Origin of the sequence: Mesorhizobium sp. C395A, from assembly GCF_030323205.1 — a bacterium.
GTDB lineage: Bacteria > Pseudomonadota > Alphaproteobacteria > Rhizobiales > Rhizobiaceae > Mesorhizobium.
In genome coordinates this window covers 3772291-3788831 of the sequence record NZ_CP100473.1, presented here as the reverse complement: position 1 = coordinate 3788831, position 16541 = coordinate 3772291, and the positions used below count along the sequence as shown (strand labels likewise).

The following is a 16541-nucleotide window of genomic DNA, read 5'->3' as shown; positions in this document are numbered from 1 at the left end:
TTTAGCTATCATGGCGAATAGTCGCTAAAATCGGTCAATTGTGAGACAGCCTCTCCGCTACCCCTGGGTCGATTTCGATGTCGATGATGTGATCGCTCCTGCAATTGCGGTTCGCGTCGATGTCACCGAAACCAAAGCGGAAGTGGCGACCCATTGGCACCGCAAGGGCCAACTCGTCTTCGCGCTCGGCGGTGGCGTCACATGCCGCGTCCCGAGCGGCCTGTGGATGGTGCCGCCACATTGCGGGGTGTGGATTCCCGGCGGCATGGAACACAGCAATATCGCGACCGCCAATGCGCGGATTTTCTTCGTCTATATCGAGCCGGGAGCCGCCGATCTGCCGGACCGGTGCTGCACGCTGTCGATCTCGCCGCTGCTGCGCGAATTGGTCATCGAGCTGGCCGACCGCATGGAGGAAGACGAAGGGAAGGACGCGCTTTTGACTGGGATGCTGCTCTCCGAACTGCCGCGCATGCCTGTCCAGCAACTGCATCTGCCGATCTCCGCCGAGCCGCGCTTGCGGCGGATCGCGGAAGCATTGGCGCAGGACCCTGCCGATCGCAGCACGCTTGCAGAGTGGGCCAGTCGCGTCGCGCTCTCAGAAAGCAGTCTCGCCCGTCTTGTGGTGAAGCAGACCGGACTGAGCTTCGGCCGCTGGCGCCAGCAATTGCACCTGATCGTCGCCATACGGGAGCTGGCCTCCGGTGCGAGTGTCCAGCAGGTTTCGGGCGATCTCGGCTACGCCTCCGTCACCGCCTTCATCACCATGTTCAAGAAAGCGCTCGGCAAGCCGCCGGCAAAGTATCTCGCCAGCGTCGCGCACAATGGCGGCTCCGCCTTCGTGGCGTGATCAACGCGCCTGTGGGCAAGCCTCAGGCCGGGGAGGGCTCAATGGCTTCGGGGCGCGGCATCAGCTTTTGCTCCAGCACTTCTTGCACGATACCGCGGGCGATCTCGCGTTCGCCCATGATGACGGTGTCGGCGCCGAGCCCCTTCAGATGCTCGACCTCGGCGTCGGAATGAGCCCGCGCAATGACGTTGATGCCGGGGTTGGCGGCGCGTGCCCTGAGCACGATCTGCCCGGCCTCGAACGCGTTGGGGATGGCAAGGATCAAGCGTTTGGCCCCCTGCGGATTGGCGGCGGCAAAAACGCCCGCACTGGCTGCATTGCCGGAGACGATCTCGACGCCGTCGTCTCTGAGCCTCGCCAGCGTCTTGTCGGCGTCCTCGATGACCAGGAACGGTAGCGATGCCTGTTTCAGCGCGGCACCCACCAGGCTGCCGACGCGGCCGTAGCCGATCAGGATGGTGTGGCCCGAAAGCGTCGTGCGCGGCGGCGGGCCATCCTCTTTTGCCGCGGCGGCCACCGAGGCCACTTGTCCGGGCTGCGTCGCCGGGCCGATCGGCTTGGCCTCTTCCGGTGGTGCTGCCTTGGCGGCACGCGCGTCCAGCCATGGCTTCATCCAGTCGAGGGCGAGGAACATCAGCGGATTGGCCAGGATCGACAGGATGGCGCCTGCCAGGATCAGGTCGCGCCCCTGTTCGGGCAACAGTTTCAGCCCGACACCGAGCTCGGCCAGGATGAAGGAAAACTCGCCGATCTGCGCGAGGCTGGCCGAGATCATCAAGGCGGTTCCCAGCGGATAGCGGAAGGCGATGACGATGACGAATGCGGCCAGCGACTTGCCGATGACGATGATGGCCAGCGTCGCCAGGATCGGCCAGCCATTGCTCATCAGGCTGAACGGATCGAACAGCATGCCGACCGAGACGAAGAACAGCACCGAGAAGGCGTCGCGCAGCGGCAGCGATTCCTCCGCCGCGCGGTGGCTGAGCTCGGATTCGCTCATGATCATGCCGGCGAAGAAGGCGCCAAGCGCCAGCGAGACGCCGAACAGTTTGGCGGCGCCGTATGCGACGCCGAGCGCGATCGCCAGCACCGCCAGCCGGAACAGTTCGCGCGAGCCGGTATGGGCGACATAGTGCAGGATCCACGGAATGACCCGGCGGCCGACCACCAGCATGACGACGACGAAGGCGACGACCTTGGCCAGCGTGAGCCCGACGACACCCCAGATGCCGTAGCTGGCCGGCAGCGACAAAAGGCTCGCATGGTCATCGACCTGCGGCTGGCCGCCGAGCACGCCGGCCAACGCCGGCAAAAGCACCAGCGCCAGCACCATGGCGAGGTCCTCGACGATCAGCCAGCCGACGGCGATGCGGCCGCGCTCGGTCTCGATCAGCCGTCGCTCCTGCAACGCGCGCAACAGCACCACTGTGGACGCGACGGAAAGCGCCAGGCCGAAGACGAGGCCTGCGCCCATCGACCAGCCGAGCATCCATGCGAGGCCGGCGCCGAGCGCGGTGGCAAAGCTGATCTGGACGATGGCGCCGGGTACGGCGATGGCGCGGACGGAGAGAAGGTCCTTCAGCGAGAAATGCAGGCCGACGCCGAACATGAGCAGGATGACGCCGATTTCGGCCAACTCATTGGCAAGACCGGCATCGGCGACGAAACCCGGCGTGTTCGGTCCGACCAGTACGCCGGCGACGAGGTAGCCGACCAGCGGCGGGATGCGAAAACGGTTGGCGAGCGCCCCGAAGATGAATGCCAGCCCCAGACCGGCGACGATGGTTGCGATAAGGGGCGTGTCATGCGGCATTGTCTATGGAGCGCCTTTCGGGAAATGTCGGGTGTGCGCCGCCCGAAGCCGCCGCCTTTTTCAATATGGTGGAGGGGGTATGGGCGACGCAACCCGCAAGACGTAAATTGGTGGCCAGAGGCGCTGGAACCATTGGCGCGCGCAGCGCAGCAAAACCGCTGCGCGCGCCAATACCGGATGATCGATGCGTCACGCCGCCTGCAGCATGGCCTCGATGTCGATCAGCGGGCGGTTGGTCAGTGTCTTTGGGATCTCCGCCTGCACCTTGTCGGTGACTTCCTTGTGTAATTTCTTGCGCATGGTGCCGAGCACCAGCGGCGGCGCGACCAGCACGATGTCGTCGAAGATGCCGTGATGGGCGAGCTTGTAGAGCCGGTCCGCGATCTCTTCGGCAAAGCGTTCCTTGCCCTGCCGGTGCCAGTCGGTTTCCTCAACCGCGCTGCGATGCACGGAGGGGCCGTCATTGTAGCGGCCGGGACTGTCGCTGCCTTGTTCGCGCGTTGCCGGATTGTCCTGTTTCATCTCCTGGAAGAGCTGCAGGTTCGGATAGAGATTGTCGCCCTCGTTCTTCAGGAACAGCGCTTTCTCGCCATCGGCCACCATGACCAGAAGGCCATGTTTCAGGTTGATCTTGCTCATTTGCGGGCTCCTGTTTGAAGGTTCAAATCCAGCCGACGATTGTCTGTTACGGCAGGGGCAGAACGCGTGGCGAAGCGGGAACGTTCCACTTCGTTCGCCGAGATCGCACGCAGCCATATCAAGCCCGATCTATCGTCCATCGGAGCAATGTCCGAGGTGGCGGCTTTAATCTACTAGATTGGTAGAATTTAGAAAAAATAATTTTGCAGCTTGGCCGGCTCCCGGATAAAAGAGCCGCAGAACAAGGCCTGCGGCAGCAGCTTGAATCCGCCTGGTATGCGGATGTGGAATATTTTTCTCCTGGCCCTTTGGCTTGCGGAAAAGCGATTGCCTCCCGCAAGGGGATGCGCGAGTGGGTTCCTTCAGCTTTTTCGCGTCCGCGCCTAAAACTGCCGAATTGTTCCGGAATCTGTTCGTCATGCCGCACGCCAATCCCAAGCTCACCGCGTTCCCGGTCTTCATGCGGGTCGAAGGCGAAGCCGTGGCCATCGTCGGCGGCGGAGGCGAAGCATTGGCCAAGGCGCGGCTGCTTGATCAGTCAAGTGCTGTGCTTCGCATCATCGCCGATGTTGCCGACGCCGAATTGCTGAGCTTCATCGCCGCGACCGGCGCCATCCGTATCGACGCCCCCTACGACGCCGCGCATCTCGAAGGCGCGGTCTTGGTGTTTGCCGCCAGCGGCGACGAGACGCTCGACCGCCGCGTCGCCGACGATGCGCGCCGCCTTGGCATTCCGGTCAATGCCGTCGACCGGCCGGAGCTGTGCGATTTCTTCACCCCGGCGCTGGTCAACCGCGCCCCTGTCGCCATCGCCATCGGCACGGAAGGCGCGGGTCCGGTGCTGGCGCAGATGCTGCGCAGCCGCATCGACCGCATGCTGTCGCCGTCGCTCGGGCCACTGGCAGCGCTTGCCGCGTCGTTCCGGGGTGCCGCCGAAAAGCTGCTGCCGAAAGGCAACGCCCGCCGCCAGTTCTGGAGCAGTTTCTTCCAGGGTGCACCGGCGCGCGCCGTCGAAGCCGGCGAGCTTTCGCAGGCGCATGACGCCGCCGCCGATCTGTTGCTGTCGAAGGCTCCGGCTTCGGGCCATATCGCGTTGGTTGGCGCCGGGCCAGGTGCTGAGGATCTTCTGACGCTGCGCGCGCATCGGCTTTTGATGGAAGCCGACGTCATCGTCTATGACGCGCTGGTGCCGGAGGCGATCGTCGCCATGGGCCGCCGCGACGCCGAGCGGCTGCCGGTCGGAAAACGCAAGGGATGCCACACCAAGAGCCAGGCCGAGATCAATGCGCTGCTGGTCGATCTCGGCAGGCAGGGCAAGCGCGTCGTGCGGCTGAAGTCGGGCGACCCGCTGGTGTTCGGCCGCGCCGGCGAGGAGATGGCCGCACTGCGCGATGCCGGCATCGCCTATGATGTCGTTCCCGGGGTCACCGCCGCCTTTGCCGCCGCCGCCGATTTCGAGCTGCCGCTGACGCTGCGCGGCGTCTCCTCGTCGATGGTGTTCACCACCGGCCATGATCTGAAGGGCAATTCGCTGCCGGATTGGGCCAAGCTCGCCATTTCCGGCGCCACCGTAGCCGTCTATATGGGCCGCTCGGTCGCCGCCGAAGTCGCCGGACGGCTGATCGAGGCCGGCCTGTCGCCGGACACGGCGGTTGCCGTGGTCGAGAATGCCAGCTTGCAGAACCGCCGCCGTTTCCACGGCACACTGGCCGATTTGCCGTCGCTGGAAGAGCGCGCCGATCTGGCCGGTCCGGTGATGACCATCATCGGCGACGCGGTTGCCGGCGCCAACTTTGAACGTTCCGAGCCGCTCGCGGCACATAACTATGAGGGCGCCGCCAACGCGGCCGACGCAGAGGTCGAGCCATGAAGATACTGACCGCAAACCGCCTCTCCGACGGCATCGCCGTCTGGTATGCCGATGGCGGCTGGGCCGAGACGGTCGACCATGCCGACCTTGCCCATGACCAAGCGGCAGAGGACAGGCTGGAAGCAATCGGCGCCAAGGCCAACGCCAACAATCAGGTTGTCGACGTGAATCTGATCGACGCTGAAGTCGTCAATGGCGTCGTCGTGCCGGTGCGGCTGCGCGAAAAGATCCGCGCCGCCGGCCCGACCATCCGGGAAGATCTGGGCAAGCAGGCTGCGCGGGCAGCTTAACAAAATACGGGCGGACGCGCCCTGAAAGACGAAACATGTACCGCTACGATGAGTTCGACCACGATTTTGTCCAGGCCCGCGTCGCCGAGTTCAGCGACCAGGTCGAACGCCGCCTGTCCGGCGAGATCACCGAGGATCAGTTCCGGCCGCTGCGGCTGATGAACGGCGTCTACCTGCAGCTGCACGCCTACATGCTGCGCATCGCGGTGCCCTATGGCACGCTGAACAGCGCGCAACTGCGCATGCTCGGCCACATCGCGCGCAAATACGACAAGGGCTACGGCCACTTCACCACGCGCCAGAACATCCAGTTCAACTGGCCGGCGCTGTCCGACATTCCGGCGATCCTGGCCGATCTCGCCAGCGTCGAGATGCATGCCATCCAGACCAGCGGCAATTGCATCCGCAACGTCACCGCCGATCACTTTGCCGGCGCCGCCGCCGACGAGGTCGCTGATCCGCGCCCCTATGCCGAGATCCTGCGGCAATGGTCGTCTGTGCATCCGGAATTCTCGTTCCTGCCGCGCAAGTTCAAGATCGCGGTGACCGGGGCCGAGCGCGACCGCGCCGCCATCCAGACGCATGATATCGGTCTGCATCTGAAGAAGAACGCCGCCGGCGAGCTCGGCTTTGCCGTCTATGTCGGTGGCGGCCAGGGCCGCACGCCGATGGTGGCGCGCAAGATCCGCGACTTCCTGCCGGAAGCCGACCTGCTGTCCTACTGCACGGCGATCCTGCGCGTGTACAACCTCTATGGCCGCCGCGACAACAAGTACAAGGCGCGCATCAAGATCCTCGTCCACGAGACCGGCGTCGAGGAAATCACCCGCCAGGTCGAGGCCGAATGGCAGGAGCTGAAGGACGCCGAGCTGAAGCTGCCGGAAGCCGACATCCGTGCCATCGACGCCTATTTCGCGCCGCCGGCACTGACCGCCCGGCCGGAAGGCGACGCGGCGATCAAGCTGGCGCGGCTCGATTCCAAAAGCTTCTCGGATTGGCTCGACCAGAATGTCGTGACGCATCGCCATCCCGACTATGCCGCGGTGACGATTTCGCTGAAAGGTATCGGCGAAGTGCCGGGCGATGCCACCGACAGCCAGATGGAAGCGGTCGCCGACATCGCCGAGAAATACGCGTTCGACGAACTGCGCGTCAGCCATGAGCAGAACCTGATCCTGCCGCATGTGGCGCGCGCCGATTTGAAAGCGGTCTACGACGCTTTGGTCGACATTGGCCTCGCGACGGCCAATTCCAACCTGATCAGCGACATCATCGCGTGCCCTGGCCTCGATTATTGCGCGCTGGCGACAGCGCGCTCGATCCCGATCGCGCAGGAGATTTCGCTTCGCTTCGCCTCGCTGGAGCGGCAGCGCGAGATCGGCGAATTGAAGCTGAAGATTTCCGGCTGCATCAATGCCTGCGGACATCACCATGTCGGCCATATCGGTATCCTCGGCGTCGAGAAGAAAGGCTCCGAACTCTACCAGGTGACGCTTGGCGGATCGGCCGACGAGAACACCTCGGTTGGCGAAATCATCGGCCGCGGCTTCTCATCGGAAGAGATCACGGACGCCATCGAGCAGATCGTCGACACCTATCTCGGCCTTCGGCTCGGTCCCAGTGAACGTTTTATCGACGCCTACCGCCGTGTCGGTCCCGCGCCGTTCAAGGAGGCGCTCTATGCTGGCGAAACCAAGGCCGCTTGACCGCATCGTCGACGTCGACAGCATCGCCGCCAAAGCGGCGGGCTTCGACGCGCTGTATGGACATCTGAGCCCGCTCGACATCATCGAACGCGCGGCGAGCGAATTGTTTCATGACGAGATCGCCGCCGTGTCGTCCTTCGGCGCGGATTCCGCCGTCCTGCTGCATATGATCGCCAAGGTCGACCGCACGCTGCCGGTCATCTTCCTGGACACCGGGAAGCATTTCGGAGAGACGCTGGGCTATCGCGATGCGCTGGTCGCCGATTTCGGGCTGACCAACATCAGGGTGATCAAGCCCGAAGACGCGGCGCTCGAGCGGGTCGATCCGACCGGCAATCTGCACCAGAGCAATACCGATGCCTGCTGCGACGTGCGCAAGGTCGAGCCGCTGGCGCGCGGCGTCGCCCCCTTCCGCGCCTGGCTGACCGGCCGGAAGCGCTTCCAGGCGGCGACGCGAGCCGCGCTGCCGGTGTTCGAGGCGGTCGGCCCGCGCGTACGCGTCAATCCGCTGGCGCACTGGACGACATCCGACCAGGCTGACTACATGCGCGCGCATGCGCTGCGCGAAAATCCGCTGGTTGCGTACGGCTATCTGTCGATCGGCTGCTTCCCATGCACGCAGCCGGTGCAGCCGGGCGAGGATGCGCGAAGCGGACGCTGGGCCGGTCATGCCAAGACCGAGTGCGGCATCCATCTGTCGGGACTGGAAGTATCGCTGACCGACGCATCCCTTTAAGCTATGGTGATATTCAGGTGAGGCTGGCCTGCAACGGCGGCTTCCGCTCGGAGGCCGCCGGTTTCGTGTGGACCGGCTTTCGCGGACTTTCGATTTTTAGGGCTTTAGGAATTTTCTATGACTGAACAGACCACAGCGGAGACCCGCCTCTGGACCCGGACGGGGTTTCGCGAAGACGAGTGGACACATGCCGAAAGTGCGGATGCACTGGCGGGCAATGGCCGCTTCATCCTGCCGTTGCAGGCATTTCTCGGCCTTGATGCCGAGGTGCGGCGCTCGGCCAAGGAGCGGCTGGGCGTCGCATTGCTGCCGGGCGACCAGCTGGAAAAGATCGTGGATCTGCTCGACCAGCTGTCGCTGGTGGCGCTGGCCTTTCCGGCCTTCAGCGACGGCCGCTCGTTTTCCAAGGGCGAATTGCTGCGCAGCCGCTACGATTTCGAGGGCGCGGTCCGCGCCACGGGCCAGGTGCTCGTCGACCAGCTGCCGCATATGCTGCGCCTCGGCTTCGACGAGTTCGAGATCTCCAACCCGGTTCTGCTGAAGCGCCTCGAAGAAGGCCGCACAGGCGGGCTGGGCCTTTACTATCAGCCGACCGAAGCGTCGGAGCCGAAGGGGCCGAAATACTCCTGGCGGCGCGTTCGCAACAGCTGACGCGACGGTAATTCCGCCTGTCTTTACAAAGACTGTGATCGGGCCTTCTCCTGGCTGTCCGGACGGAAATATCCGCCGGGCGCGAGGGAGGAATCGGCGCTCATCGGCGGCAACACCAATGCACCGTCCATCATGATCGCCGAAAAGGCGCCTGACATGATCAGGGCTGCAAGGTCTGGATGCGCGAGGAGCGCAAGGCTGCCTGAGCCGGTTTTTGGGAGATGCCGCCGCGCCTTCGGTGCCGCGGTTTTTTTCTTTGTCTTACGGAATTCCCAAGCGAAAGCCCGGAAAACCGCCTCACACTTTGCTGGAATTGCTTTTAGGCCAAGGCCCGCGCTTCGCGAAACGAGACCAGCTTGCGGCGGTTCTCGTCCCACAACGCAAGCTTGACGCAGCGCAGGCTGTCGAGGAGCGTGACGCGGCCGATGCCGCGCAGTTCGGGATAGTCGCGCAGCACTTCCTGCAGCCGGTAGCCCGGCACCTTGGCCGAGAGATGGTGCACGTGATGGACGCCGATATTGCCGGTGAACCAGTTCAGCACCGGCGGCAAATCATAATAGGACGAGCCGTGCAGGGCGGCACGCTGGAATTCCCACTCTTCGTCCTTCGCCCATTCCGTCTCCTCGAACTGGTGCTGGACGTAGAACAGCCAGATTCCGGCCGATCCGGCCAGGATCACGATCGGCAAATGGACGATCAGGAAAGCGCCGGGGCCGACCAGCCAGATAAGCAGCGCTGCCGCGACCGCGATGCCGAGATTGGTGGTCATCGACGACACCCAGGGCGTCAGGCCGCCGCGCATCATGCCGACCGGCAGCCTCTGCTCGAAGATGAACAGCCAGATCGGGCCAAGGCCGAACATCACCAGGGGATGGCGGTAGAGACGATAGGCAAGGCGTCCCCGCCAAGACAGCTGCCGGTATTCAGCAACCGTCAACGTCCTGATATCGCCCATGCCGCGCTCGTCAAGATTGCCGGCGCTGGCGTGATGGGTGGCGTGCGCGCGCCGCCAGCAATCGTAAGGGGTCAGCGTCAGCACGCCGAGCGCGCGGCCGATCCAGTCGTCGGCAGTGCGGTTGGCGAAGAAGGAGCCGTGGCCGCAATCGTGCTGGATCATGAAGATCCGCACCAGAAAACCGGCGGCGGGAAGGATCAGGATCAAGCCCCACCAGTGGCCATAGGAATAGGCTGCCGAAGACAGCGCCCACAGCGTAACGAAAGGAATAAGGGTGATGGCGAGTTCAAGAGTGCTGCGTCGCCGGTCGGGCTTCTTGTAGCGCGCCAGGATCTTCAACCAGGCGCGCTTGCTGTTGGCGGCCGTCTCGGGGGAAATCATGTTCATCAGGAAGCATAGGCGGGGCGTCCCGCTGCCGCAAGGAAAAGCTCACGCAAAATTACTGCGCGTAATTGTCGCGCGATAGCATCGCTATTGACGGCGTTGGCCGCCGGCCATGCTGGCTTCTATGCCGTCCAGCCGGTCGAGCAGATCCCGGAAACGGGCGGGAATGTCGGCCTCGGTGCGGAAGGCCGGCAAGGTGCGCAAGAAGCGCGTCGTCGCCTCGGTGCCGAACTGGCGCCTGATGTCGGCGGCGAGCTCTTCGCTTCTGTTGCCAGTATTGCGGTCCATTGTCTCAAATCCTGTGTCGGTTTCAAAACTCCTCCAAGCTTTGAATGGTTCCCCATAGCGGGGTATTGGCAAGCAAAGGCTGCCGTTACGGTAAAGTTTGAATTAATTTTGAACGTCCTTGCGCCCCGCACCAAGTCCGACGGGCAGCCCGCAACATTGCCTGCTGTGGGGCGTCCTCCTGGGCTTGCCCCTTGATTTTTGGCCGCCAAACCTCGATATCGGGCGCAAATCCAAACCATTCGAATGACGGGAAATGGCGATGAGCGACCAGACAAGAGACGAACGCGCGCCCGAGGATATCGAAACGGCCGAGGCCGAGCGTACGCAAGGCGGCATCGACGGCGACTATGAAGCGCTGGTGCGGCTGCTGAAGGAAAACGAGGAGCTGAAGGACCGCGCGCTGCGCGTCGCAGCCGAGATGGAGAATCTGCGCCGCCGCACCGCCCGCGACGTGCATGATGCGCGCGCCTATGCGGTGGCCAATTTCGCCCGCGACATGCTGTCGGTGTCGGACAATCTGCGCCGCGCGCTCGATGCTATCCCCGCCGAGGCGAAAGCGGCCGGAGATGCCGGCTTCAAGGCGCTGATCGACGGCGTCGAGATCACCGAGCGCGCCATGCTGTCGACGCTGGAACGGCATGGGGTGAAGAAGCTCGAACCGGAAGGTGAGAAGTTCGACCCGAATTTCCACCAGGCGATGTTCGAAGTGCCCAATCCCGATGTGCCGGCCAACACCGTCGTCCAGGTCGTGCAGCCGGGCTATTCGATCGGCGAGCGCGTGCTGCGGCCGGCCATGGTCGGGGTCGCCAAGGGCGGCCCCAAGATCGCGGCCACCGAAGCGCCGGTCGAGCCGGGGCCGGTGAACGAGCAGGCCGAGAAGGATGCGTGAGTAGGGTAGGCAGTAGGGAATAGGGAATAGGGAATAGGGGCAGGCGTATCAATCGCGCGGCTTCGTGTTATTCATACTTTCCCTAATTCCCAATCCCTACTACCTCATGTCCCTGACACCCATCGACCTCCTCGACTATGCCGGCGTCGCCGTCTTTGCCGCGACCGGGGCGTTGGCGGCTTCGCGCAAGCAGCTCGACATTATCGGCTTCCTGTTTCTGGCCAGCGTCACCGGCATTGGCGGCGGCACGCTTCGCGACGTCATCCTCAACCTGCCCGTCTTTTGGGTCGCCAACTCCGGCTATGTGCTGGTTTGCGCGGCGGTTGCGGTGCTGGTCTTCTTCATCGCCCACCGCGTCGAATCCCGCTGGAAATGGCTGCTCTGGCTCGACGCCATCGGATTGGCGGCCTTTTCCGTAATGGGCGCGGCCAAGGGGCTGGCCATCACCGGCTCGCCGGTCGTCTCCGTTGTTATGGGCGTGTTGACCGCCACATTTGGCGGCATCCTGCGCGATCTGCTGGCCGGCGAGCCATCGGTGCTGCTCAGGCCCGAAATCTACGTCACCGCCGCACTCGCGGGCGCCGGCCTCTACACACTTGGCGATCTTGCCGGCCTGCCGCCGCTCGCCTCGGATATCGCCGGCTTCGTCGCGGCTTTCCTGGTGCGCGGCGGCGCGCTGAAATTCGGCTGGACCTTTCCGTCCTACAAGAGCCGCCCGGGACGGCGACCGGAGGATATTCCGTAGGGAGAGGGAATAGGGAATAGGGAATAGGGAATAGGGAATAGGGAATAGTCGGTAGTCAGCAATTCGCGGCAGCCTTCACTACTGCCTACTGCCTACTGCCTACTGCCTCACGCCGCAAAGCGCTGCGCTTCCCCGCCATAATAGTTGACGTAGCGGGCGCCGATTTCCTTGACCGGCATCACCACGAACACATCGACGGTGGAGAACTCACGGTCGATGACGCAGCCGTCGCCGATGCGGGCGCCGACGCGCAGATAGCCCTTGACCAACGGCGGCATGGCCGCAATCGCCGCCTTGGCGTTGACCGCCTCGATCGGCATCAGGTCCATCGAGCAATAGCGCCCGGAGACCGCCCGCACATCCCAGGCGGAGTTGGTCCGGCAGTGATGGGCAAGGTAGGTGAGCGCCTCGGCATGCGCAGCCGGCACCGTGCCAGGGAACGAGGCACAACCGGTCATCACGCCGATCTCATAGTGGTTGATGTAGGCCCAGATGCCTTGCCACAGCGCCTCGATGGTGCGCTTCGAGCGGTATTCCGGCAGCACGCAGGAGCGGCCGAGCTCAAGGAAGCGCTGGCCAGGATGGCGGGCGATCAGCTTGGTCAGTTCGAACTCGCCTTCGGAATAGAAGCCGCCGGCGGTCGCGGCAATCTCTTGCCGCAGCAGGCGGTAAGTGCCGACGATGCGGCGATGCTCGGGGCCGGAGATCGAAGTGTCCAGCACGAGGAGATGGTCGCACAGCGGGTCGAAGCGGTCGGCGTCGCGCCGGTCCTGCGCTTGGAACAGGTCCTTCCTGGCGCCAAGCTCGTCATAAAACACCCGGTAGCGCACTTCCTGGGCGGCGGCGATTTCGGCCTCATTGCGGGCAAGCCGCACTTCGAGATTGCCGATACGGCCCAGCGGTGCGCCTGTTGCGACGGCATCGGCGTTCCGCGCGGCGAGCAAAGCGCCGCCTGCGCTGGGCCGAGTGTCACATTCCGGCATAACTGTATGCACGAGTGATTCTCCTTCGAGCCATCCCTCTTGGCACGGGGATACGGTGTAGGTGCAACAGGATTGTGACAGTACCGTGATACGGCGCGACGGGCAATACTTCGTCGGCTGGCGAAAACCCTCATTCGGCTACCTACGTGACGCGAGGATTGCGCCAGCGTCGCCTTGAAGCGCGTCGCGCTGGGACGATTCACGCGACGCGCTTCAAGTCTTTGTTTTGTGCATGTCGTCTTCTCAAAACCGGGGCCACTTTTGAGCGACATGAATTCAGGCGGCCACCTGGCCCTCGACGGCATGGACCAGCGCGTCGGGATCGAGCGGCTTGGTGACAAAGCCGCTGGCGCCATGGGCGAGCACGGTGTGGCGGGTCTTTTCCTGGCTGTCGGCCGAAAGCACCATGATCGGAACCGGCGGCACAGCCATTTCCTCCTCGTGGCGGCGGATGGCGGCGATCGCGTCCAGCCCGTCCATAACCGGCATGTGCAAATCCATCAGCACCACATCGAAGCGATTTTTCAGCCCGGCTTCGGTCACCGCCTCGACCGCGGCCTTGCCATTGCCGACCACTTTCACGCGATGTCCCGCCTTCAAAAGCGTGGCGCGGGCAAGCATGGCGTTGATGTCGTTGTCTTCGGCGATCAGCACCGACAAACCTTGCTGGCGCCCGCCATGGGCACGAAGCGAGGACGCGCCGGTCTTTTCCGGCTTGGGCGGCGGCAAGGCAGGGGCATGACTGGTCAGCAGCACGCGCAGCAGGGTTTCGCCGCGCACCGGCCTCGCCAAGAAGGTGGCGTAGCCGCTGGTGCGGAATTCGCCAAGCATGCCGCGGTCGGTCGGCGCGATCAGCGTGATCGCCTCGCAATCGGCAAAGCCACTCTGGCGCAGGCGCTTGAGCAGTCTGCCGTCGCCGTCCTCCAGGGCCGCGTCGATCAACAGCACATCGCAATGTTCGGCGAAGGGCGTCGCCTGGGAAGCGGTTGCGGCGACGTCGACGGCGCCGCCATGGGCGCGGATGGTGCGGGCGATGGCGTCCGCCTCGACGGCGTTCTTCGACACGATCACGGCGCGCCGGCCGGCCAGGATGTTCTGCCGGTTCTGCGGTGCTTCGGTTGCTCCTGCGGCCGGGATCTCGAAGACGAATTCCGATCCCTCGCCAAGCCGGCTCGACACCGAAATGGCACCGCCCATGGCGGCGACCAGGCGCCTCGATATGGCCAGACCGAGGCCGGCGCCCCCATGGGTGCGGGTCGAGGTGCCGTCGGACTGTTCGAACTCCTCGAAGATGCGCTCCATATCCTCTTCGCGCAGGCCAGGGCCGGTGTCGGCGACGGTGAAGCAGATGCGGTCGCTGGTCTCGGTGCGGGCCCGTGCAACCGAAACCAGCACGCCGCCGGTGTCGGTGAACTTGATCGCATTGCCGATCAGGTTGAGCAGCACCTGCCTGACTCTTCCCGGATCGGCCATGATCATCTGTGGCACGTCGGGCTCGACATGACAGCCGAGGCCGATGTTCTTGGCGAAGGCTTTCGCCGCCATCAGTTCGATGATGTTGTCGGCGATTTCGCGCAGCGATGTCGGCTGCGGCTCCGGGTCGAAACGGCCGGCCTCGATCTTGGAATAGTCGAGCAAATCCTCGATGAGCGCCAAAAGGGCGCTGGCCGAGGTCGAGACAGCGCCGACATAGGTGCGCTGCTCGGGCGACAGATTGGTGTCAGCCAGAAGCTTGGCCATGCCCATGATGCCGTTCATCGGCGTGCGGATCTCATGGCTGACGGTGGCGAGGAAGCGCGACTTGGCCTGGCTGGCATATTCGGCGCGCTCACGCGCGGTGATCAACGAGGATTCGGCGCGCTTGCGGGCGGTGATGTCACGGGCAATCGCCCGGTGCGAGACGGCGCCGCTATCCTTGTCGCGCACCGACAGTTCGATCCACGAGAACCAGCGCGGACCGTTCGGGGTACGTATGGAGACGTCGGTGGAACTCAGGCATTCATGATCGGAAAAGGCGGCGTCGGGAACGATACCGACATCGATGCCGAGGTCGGCCAGAGTCCTGCCGGCAAGGTCGCGCTGATCGGTTCCGACGAGGCCGGCGAAAACCATGTTCGCATAGACGATGTGGCCGTCGCGGTCGCGGTGGACGACGAGATCGCCGAGCGCATCGATCAGCCCGCGAAAACGCTCCTCGCTCTCCTGCATCTCCCACATGCGGTCGGCCAGCGTCTCGATCTCGGCGCGGCTGCGGGCGGCGGTTTCGTCGAGCAAGGCCGTCGCGCGGTGGACGGTGCGGCGGTTGCGCAGGTGCATGGCGACGCCGGCAAGGCCGGTCGCCAGCAGACCGAACGTGATGAAGATCGGCGCGCCGGTGAGGTGAGACAGGCCCGCCAGCACGACGCTGGCGACGACCGTCAGGAACAGCAGGCCCTCGTGCGTGGCGCGCGGAAAATCCGGCGCCAGCGGCGGCGCAGCAACATGCTGCCGCTTGGGCGTCGCCGGGTTCGGCCCGTCGATGCTTTCGGCGCGGCTCTTCTCTTTCCTGGCGGACTCCGCGATCATGCGGAAATCCTTGCCAGATAGAGATTATGGAAAAGCGCGGCGGATCGTTCGAATTTTAGCGGTCATGCATTTTTGCCGCCCGTTCTGGCGGCTTCGGGGCCTCACATATCCACGACCATGCGCCCCCTGATCTTGCCCTCGACGATGTCGTGGGCGGCGGCGATGATGTCGTCGAAGCCGATGGTCGTCGACAGGCCGGCGAGCTTTTGCAGATCGAGATCGCTGCCGATGCGGCGCCAGGCTTCGAGGCGCACGGCCTTGGGCGCCATCACCGAATCGATGCCGAGCAGCGAGACGCCGCGCAGGATGAACGGGGCGACGCTCGACGGCAGATCCATGCCACCCGCCAGGCCGCAGGCGGCGACCGCGCCGCCATAGGCGGTCATCGACAGCACATTGGCCAGCGTGTGGCTGCCGACGGCATCGATGCCGCCGGCCCAGCGCTCCTTGGCCAGCGGCTTGGCCGGCTGGGAGAGTTCCTCGCGCGAAATCACTTCGGCGGCACCGAGGTCGATCAGATAGGAGCTTTCGGCGTTGCGGCCGGTCGAGGCGATGACGTGATAGCCAAGGCTGGACAGGATCGAGACCGCGACCGACCCAACGCCGCCGGCTGCACCCGTCACCACCACCGGGCCGCGATCCGGCAGGATGCCGTGCCGCTCCAGCGCCATGACGCTGAGCATGGCCGTATAGCCGGCGGTGCCGACCGCCATCGCATCGTGCGCGCTGATGCCGTCGGGCAACGGCACCAGCCAGTCGCCGTTGACGCGGGCGCGCCCGGCATAGGCGCCGAAATGCGTCTCGCCGACGCCCCAGCCATTGAGGATGACCTTGTCGCCCTTGCGCCAGTCGGCATGCGATGAGGAGAGGACGGTTCCGGCGAAATCGATGCCCGGCACCAGCGGCCAGCGGCGGATCACTGGCGCTTTCCCAGTGATGGCCAGCCCGTCCTTGTAGTTGACCGTCGTCGCCTCGACCGCGACGGTGACGTCGCCTTCCATCAGATCGGCTTCGCCGAAATCGACGACCTCCACCGACTGTTTCTTTTCGGCGTCGCGCGAAACGAGGATGGCTTTGAAGGTTTCAGGCATCTCTTCTCCTCGGCTTCGCAAAGGCTGGCGGTCGGCATTGGCTGGCTCTGGCCGAACTGTGCGGCGACCGTCCGGCGAGGTCAATT

Annotated in this window: 15 protein-coding genes; 8 read left to right on the top strand and 7 right to left on the bottom strand. The window is 64.4% G+C overall.

The window, feature by feature from the left end:
- The first annotated feature begins 40 nt into the window (after positions 1-40).
- The gene (locus NLY37_RS18550) at positions 41-850 is read left to right on the top strand and encodes an AraC family transcriptional regulator (protein WP_023740826.1); all 810 of its coding nucleotides are present in this window, start codon (positions 41-43) and stop codon (positions 848-850) included.
- A gap of 22 nt (positions 851-872) precedes the next feature.
- Here NLY37_RS18550 and NLY37_RS18545 read toward each other — a convergent pair whose 3' ends face one another.
- Together NLY37_RS18545 and NLY37_RS18540 are read right to left on the bottom strand one after the other, a co-directional pair.
- Positions 873-2663, bottom strand: a complete 1791-nt coding sequence (locus tag NLY37_RS18545; RefSeq protein WP_023740827.1) for a cation:proton antiporter domain-containing protein — start codon at positions 2661-2663, stop codon at positions 873-875.
- A gap of 189 nt (positions 2664-2852) precedes the next feature.
- Complete coding sequence (locus tag NLY37_RS18540) at positions 2853-3302, bottom strand: baeRF12 domain-containing protein (RefSeq protein WP_023669773.1); 450 nt, start codon at positions 3300-3302, stop codon at positions 2853-2855.
- A gap of 418 nt (positions 3303-3720) precedes the next feature.
- Here NLY37_RS18540 and cysG point away from each other — a divergent pair, with 418 nt between their 5' ends.
- The 5 genes from cysG to NLY37_RS18515 all read left to right on the top strand — a co-directional run bounded on the left by cysG (position 3721) and on the right by NLY37_RS18515 (position 8555).
- On the top strand, positions 3721-5172 hold the full coding sequence (gene cysG, locus NLY37_RS18535; protein ID WP_023740828.1) for a siroheme synthase CysG: 1452 nt from the start codon (positions 3721-3723) through the stop codon (positions 5170-5172).
- Entirely contained in the window at positions 5169-5462 is a 294-nt protein-coding gene (locus tag NLY37_RS18530) for a DUF2849 domain-containing protein (RefSeq protein ID WP_023737532.1), read from the top strand. Before cysG ends, NLY37_RS18530 begins: the two co-directional genes overlap by 4 nt.
- Before the next feature lie 35 nt (positions 5463-5497).
- Entirely contained in the window at positions 5498-7168 is a 1671-nt protein-coding gene (locus tag NLY37_RS18525) for a nitrite/sulfite reductase (protein WP_023683051.1), read from the top strand.
- Positions 7143-7904: a phosphoadenylyl-sulfate reductase gene (locus NLY37_RS18520; RefSeq protein ID WP_023740829.1), complete on the top strand. Its 762-nt coding sequence runs from the start codon at positions 7143-7145 to the stop codon at positions 7902-7904. Before NLY37_RS18525 ends, NLY37_RS18520 begins: the two co-directional genes overlap by 26 nt.
- A gap of 117 nt (positions 7905-8021) precedes the next feature.
- Positions 8022-8555: a DUF934 domain-containing protein gene (locus tag NLY37_RS18515; RefSeq protein ID WP_023669768.1), complete on the top strand. Its 534-nt coding sequence runs from the start codon at positions 8022-8024 to the stop codon at positions 8553-8555.
- Between the two features lie 319 nt (positions 8556-8874).
- On the opposite strand, the gene NLY37_RS18510 is transcribed toward NLY37_RS18515, so the two are convergent.
- Positions 8875-9897 carry a fatty acid desaturase gene (locus NLY37_RS18510; RefSeq protein ID WP_023669767.1) on the bottom strand — a complete coding sequence of 341 codons (1023 nt, stop codon included), beginning with the start codon at positions 9895-9897 and terminating at the stop codon, positions 8875-8877.
- A gap of 84 nt (positions 9898-9981) precedes the next feature.
- Positions 9982-10182 carry a hypothetical protein gene (locus NLY37_RS18505; RefSeq protein WP_023669766.1) on the bottom strand — a complete coding sequence of 67 codons (201 nt, stop codon included), beginning with the start codon at positions 10180-10182 and terminating at the stop codon, positions 9982-9984.
- 259 nt (positions 10183-10441) lie between these two features.
- Here NLY37_RS18505 and grpE point away from each other — a divergent pair, with 259 nt between their 5' ends.
- Both grpE and NLY37_RS18495 read left to right on the top strand, forming a co-directional pair.
- Positions 10442-11071, top strand: coding sequence for a nucleotide exchange factor GrpE (gene grpE, locus NLY37_RS18500; protein WP_023740831.1), 630 nt, complete (start codon positions 10442-10444; stop codon positions 11069-11071).
- 112 nt (positions 11072-11183) lie between these two features.
- Positions 11184-11816 carry a trimeric intracellular cation channel family protein gene (locus tag NLY37_RS18495; RefSeq protein ID WP_023683056.1) on the top strand — a complete coding sequence of 211 codons (633 nt, stop codon included), beginning with the start codon at positions 11184-11186 and terminating at the stop codon, positions 11814-11816.
- Between the two features lie 107 nt (positions 11817-11923).
- Here the strand turns inward: NLY37_RS18495 and olsB are convergent, their stop codons facing one another.
- From olsB to acuI, 3 genes are all read right to left on the bottom strand, one after another.
- Complete coding sequence (gene olsB, locus NLY37_RS18490; RefSeq protein ID WP_023683057.1) at positions 11924-12799, bottom strand: l-ornithine N(alpha)-acyltransferase; 876 nt, start codon at positions 12797-12799, stop codon at positions 11924-11926.
- Positions 12800-13075: 276 nt separating this feature from the next.
- Positions 13076-15364 carry a response regulator gene (locus tag NLY37_RS18485; RefSeq protein WP_023740832.1) on the bottom strand — a complete coding sequence of 763 codons (2289 nt, stop codon included), beginning with the start codon at positions 15362-15364 and terminating at the stop codon, positions 13076-13078.
- Positions 15365-15465: 101 nt separating this feature from the next.
- Entirely contained in the window at positions 15466-16455 is a 990-nt protein-coding gene (acuI, locus tag NLY37_RS18480; RefSeq protein WP_023740833.1) for an acrylyl-CoA reductase (NADPH), read from the bottom strand.
- Between the last annotated feature and the right edge of the window lie 86 nt (positions 16456-16541).

Bases quoted from the DNA above. Each gene is read 5' to 3' on its own strand.
- NLY37_RS18545 (WP_023740827.1), bottom strand. From the start codon at position 2,663: ATGCCGCATGACACGCCCCTTATCGCAACCATCGTCGCCGGTCTGGGG.
- NLY37_RS18540 (WP_023669773.1), bottom strand. From the start codon at position 3,302: ATGAGCAAGATCAACCTGAAACATGGCCTTCTGGTCATGGTGGCCGAT.
- cysG (WP_023740828.1), top strand. From the start codon at position 3,721: ATGCCGCACGCCAATCCCAAGCTCACCGCGTTCCCGGTCTTCATGCGG.
- NLY37_RS18530 (WP_023737532.1), top strand. From the start codon at position 5,169: ATGAAGATACTGACCGCAAACCGCCTCTCCGACGGCATCGCCGTCTGG.
- NLY37_RS18525 (WP_023683051.1), top strand. From the start codon at position 5,498: ATGTACCGCTACGATGAGTTCGACCACGATTTTGTCCAGGCCCGCGTC.
- NLY37_RS18520 (WP_023740829.1), top strand. From the start codon at position 7,143: ATGCTGGCGAAACCAAGGCCGCTTGACCGCATCGTCGACGTCGACAGC.
- NLY37_RS18515 (WP_023669768.1), top strand. From the start codon at position 8,022: ATGACTGAACAGACCACAGCGGAGACCCGCCTCTGGACCCGGACGGGG.
- NLY37_RS18510 (WP_023669767.1), bottom strand. From the start codon at position 9,897: ATGAACATGATTTCCCCCGAGACGGCCGCCAACAGCAAGCGCGCCTGG.
- NLY37_RS18505 (WP_023669766.1), bottom strand. From the start codon at position 10,182: ATGGACCGCAATACTGGCAACAGAAGCGAAGAGCTCGCCGCCGACATC.
- grpE (WP_023740831.1), top strand. From the start codon at position 10,442: ATGAGCGACCAGACAAGAGACGAACGCGCGCCCGAGGATATCGAAACG.
- olsB (WP_023683057.1), bottom strand. From the start codon at position 12,799: ATGCCGGAATGTGACACTCGGCCCAGCGCAGGCGGCGCTTTGCTCGCC.
- NLY37_RS18485 (WP_023740832.1), bottom strand. From the start codon at position 15,364: ATGATCGCGGAGTCCGCCAGGAAAGAGAAGAGCCGCGCCGAAAGCATC.
- acuI (WP_023740833.1), bottom strand. From the start codon at position 16,455: ATGCCTGAAACCTTCAAAGCCATCCTCGTTTCGCGCGACGCCGAAAAG.